Genomic DNA, 3,421 nt, shown 5'->3' on the forward strand with positions numbered 1-3,421 from the left:
GGATTGCTGGTCGGCTGCCTGCTGCCGGCGAGCCTGGCCGCCGGTGACGCCAGTCGCGTGAGCGAGCGCAGTGTCGCCATCTGCCTGTGGGTGCCGGCGATGCTGCGCGCCCAGTCCCGGCGTCTTGCCGTCGAGCAGCGCACGCGTCAAGCGGCCGGACGCAGGAAGGCGCCCGGCGCTCGCCTGTCGCGTCTTCTCCTTGCCCTGTTCAACGGCCAGCCGATGGTCGCCGCGCGGGATGTCCTCACCCGACGCGGTCCGCCCCGCCCACTGCCCTTGCAAGATCCTCGCCGCTTTATTCAATAGGGCGCCCACCGGGTGCGACCGAAAAGATTTGGAACGTTCATGATCACTACACTACTGCGCAAGGCCATTGGTTCGAAAAACGATCGCGATGTGAAGCGCATGCAGAAAAACGTCCTCGACGTCAACAAGCTCGAAGCCGAGATCGAGGCGCTCGACGATGCCGCGCTCCAGGCGCAGACCCAGGAGCTTCGCGCCCGGCTCGAGTCCGGCGAGACGCTCGACAAGCTGCTGCCCCACGCCTTTGCGGTGGTGCGCGAGGCGAGCAAGCGGGTGATGGGCATGCGTCACTTCGACGTGCAGATGGTCGGCGGCATGACCCTGCATCGCGGGCGCATCGCCGAGATGAAGACCGGCGAGGGCAAGACGCTGGTGGCGACGCTTGCGGTCTATCTCAACGCGCTGCCCGCCAAGGGCGTGCACGTGGTCACGGTCAACGACTACCTGGCGCGCCGCGACGCCGAGTGGATGCGCCCGCTCTACGAATTCCTCGGGCTCTCGGTCGGCGTGATCTTCGCCGGGCAGACCAACGAGGAAAAACGCCACGCCTACCGCTGTGACATCACCTACGGCACCAACAACGAGTTCGGCTTCGACTACCTGCGCGACAACATGGCGTTCTCCCTCGAGGACAAGGTCCAGCGCGATCTGCACTTCGCCATCGTCGACGAGGTCGACTCGATCCTGATCGACGAGGCGCGCACGCCCTTGATCATTTCGGGTGCCGTGGACGAGAACACCGAGCTCTACAACGTGGTCAACGGCCTGGCCCAGAACCTCGAGCGTGGCGAGGTGAGCGAGGACGACGAAACGCCGGTCAGCGGTGACTTCGTGCTCGACGAAAAGCAGAAGCAGGTCGAACTCACCGAGCAGGGCCACAACAAGGTCGAGGAGATGATGCGGGCCCAAGGGCTTCTGGGCGAGCACGACTCGCTCTACGCCGCACAGAACCTGAACCTTCTCCAGCACATGCACTCGGCGCTGCGCGCGCGTCATCTCTATCAGCGCGACGTCGACTACATCGTCGTCGAAGGCCAGGTGGTGATCGTCGACGAGCACACCGGGCGCAGCATGCCGGGACGGCGCTGGTCCGAAGGCCTGCACCAGGCGGTGGAAGCGAAGGAGGGCGTGACCGTCCAGCGCGAAAGCCAGACGCTCGCCTCGACCACCTTCCAGAACTACTTCCGCCTCTACGAGAAGCTCGCCGGCATGACCGGTACCGCCGACACCGAAGCCTTCGAGTTCCGCCAGATCTACGGCCTCGACGTGGTGGTCATCCCCACCAACCGGCCGCTGGCGCGCAAGGACCTGAACGACCTGGTCTACCTGAGCGCCGAGGAGAAGTACGAGGCGATCATCAAGGACGTCCAGGCGGTCACCGAAACCGGCCGTCCGGTGCTGGTGGGCACCGCTTCGATCGAGACCTCCGAGTATCTCGCCAAGCTGATGCGCGACGCCGGCATGAAGTTCAACGTGTTGAACGCCAAGCAGCACCAGAGCGAGGCGGAGATCATCGCCCAGGCCGGACGGCCCGGCGCGGTGACCATCGCCACCAACATGGCCGGCCGGGGTACCGACATCATGCTCGGGGGCAACTGGGAGGCGGAAGCCGCCAAGCTCGACAACCCCAGTGACGAGCAGATCGCCGCGCTCAAGGCGGAGTGGAAGAAGCGCCACGACGCAGTGCTCGAGGCGGGCGGCCTTCACGTGATCGGCTCCGAGCGCCACGAATCGCGGCGGATCGACAACCAGCTGCGCGGTCGCGCCGGCCGCCAGGGCGACCCGGGCTCCACGCGCTTCTTCCTGTCGCTGGAAGATGGCTTGATGCGCCTGTTCGGCTCCGACCGGGTCAAGCGCCTGATGCAGGCGCTGGGGCTCGAGCGCGGCGAGGCGATCGAGCACAAGATGGTGTCGAACGCCGTCGAGCGCGCCCAGAAGAAGGTCGAGGGACGCAACTTCGACATCCGCAAGCAGCTTCTCGAGTACGACGACGTGGCCAACGACCAGCGTCGGGTGATCTACGAGCAGCGCAACGACATCCTCGCCGCCAGCGACGTTTCCGAAGCCGTGATCGGCATTCGCGAGGAGGTGATGGACAGTACCGTCAGCGACTTCGTGCCGCCCCAGAGCCTGGCGGAGCAGTGGGACCTGCCGGGACTCGAGATGCACTTGAAGACCGAGTTCAACCTCGATGCGCCGGTGGTCCAGTGGGCCGAAGAGGACGACCGCTTCAGCGAAGAGAAGCTCAGAGAACGCCTTCAGGCCATGCATCGCGAGGCGTATGACGCTAAAATCGCCGCCGCCGGCCAGGCGCTCATCCAGCGCTTCGAGAAGCAGGTGATGCTCCAGGTGCTCGACACCCGCTGGAAGGAGCACCTGCAGTCGATGGATCACCTGCGTCGCGGCATTCACCTGCGCGGCTACGCCCAGAAGAATCCCAAGCAGGAGTACAAGCGCGAGGCCTTCGAGCTGTTCCAGCACCTGCTGGTCAACATCAAGGCCGACGTCACGCGGATTCTGAGCCACGTTCAGGTGCGCCAGCCCGAAGAGGTGGATGCGCTTGAACAGAAGCGTCGCGAAGCGGCCGCCCGCGAGAAGGCTGCCGCCGTGAACACCCAGCGTGCCCCGGAAGAGGCCGGCGAGAGCGCAGCCGATGCCGAGGAACGCGCGCCGCGTCGTGACGCGGCGAAGGTCGGGCGCAACGATCCGTGCATCTGTGGCTCGGGCAAGAAATACAAGCAGTGCTGCGGCAAGCTGCAGTAACTGCATTTGCATTGCATCCATCAAGCGGCTCTAGTTGGACGAACTAGGCGAGAGGAGAAGAACATGGCGGTGGGTCACTGTCCGTTTCCACAAATGCCGCCCCTCGACGGGGTGCGACTTGGCTGTGCCATGGCCGGGATCAAGAAGCCCCAGCGCCGTGATCTCGTCGTCATCGAGCTGCCCGAAGGCGCCACGACCGTGGGCGTCTTTACCCGGAACGCCTTCTGCGCGGCGCCGGTGATCGCCGCCAAGGCGCATCTGGAAAGCAGTGCGTCGCGCTACTGGGTGATCAATACCGGCAACGCCAACGCGGGTACCGGTGAGTCGGGGCTGGCGGATGCCTACCGCACCTGCC

At 65.3% G+C, this 3,421-nt stretch carries 3 protein-coding genes; all 3 read left to right on the forward strand.

Annotated elements, in window-relative coordinates; translation table 11 throughout:
* A partial coding sequence (locus BIS11_RS13305; RefSeq protein WP_253586245.1) for a hypothetical protein occupies positions 1-306 on the forward strand: 306 nt, incomplete at its 5' end.
* A 39-nt stretch (positions 307-345) separates the two neighbouring features.
* Positions 346-3,066, forward strand: a complete 2,721-nt coding sequence (gene secA / locus BIS11_RS13310; RefSeq protein WP_253422032.1) for a preprotein translocase subunit SecA — start codon at positions 346-348, stop codon at positions 3,064-3,066.
* A 63-nt stretch (positions 3,067-3,129) separates the two neighbouring features.
* Positions 3,130-3,421, forward strand: a 292-nt coding sequence (locus BIS11_RS13315; RefSeq protein WP_253586247.1) for a bifunctional ornithine acetyltransferase/N-acetylglutamate synthase, incomplete at its 3' end; no start/stop codon positions are given.

The sequence above is a fragment of the Halomonas sp. 707D4 genome (assembly GCF_024158685.1).
In the GTDB taxonomy this organism is placed as follows: domain Bacteria; phylum Pseudomonadota; class Gammaproteobacteria; order Pseudomonadales; family Halomonadaceae; genus Vreelandella.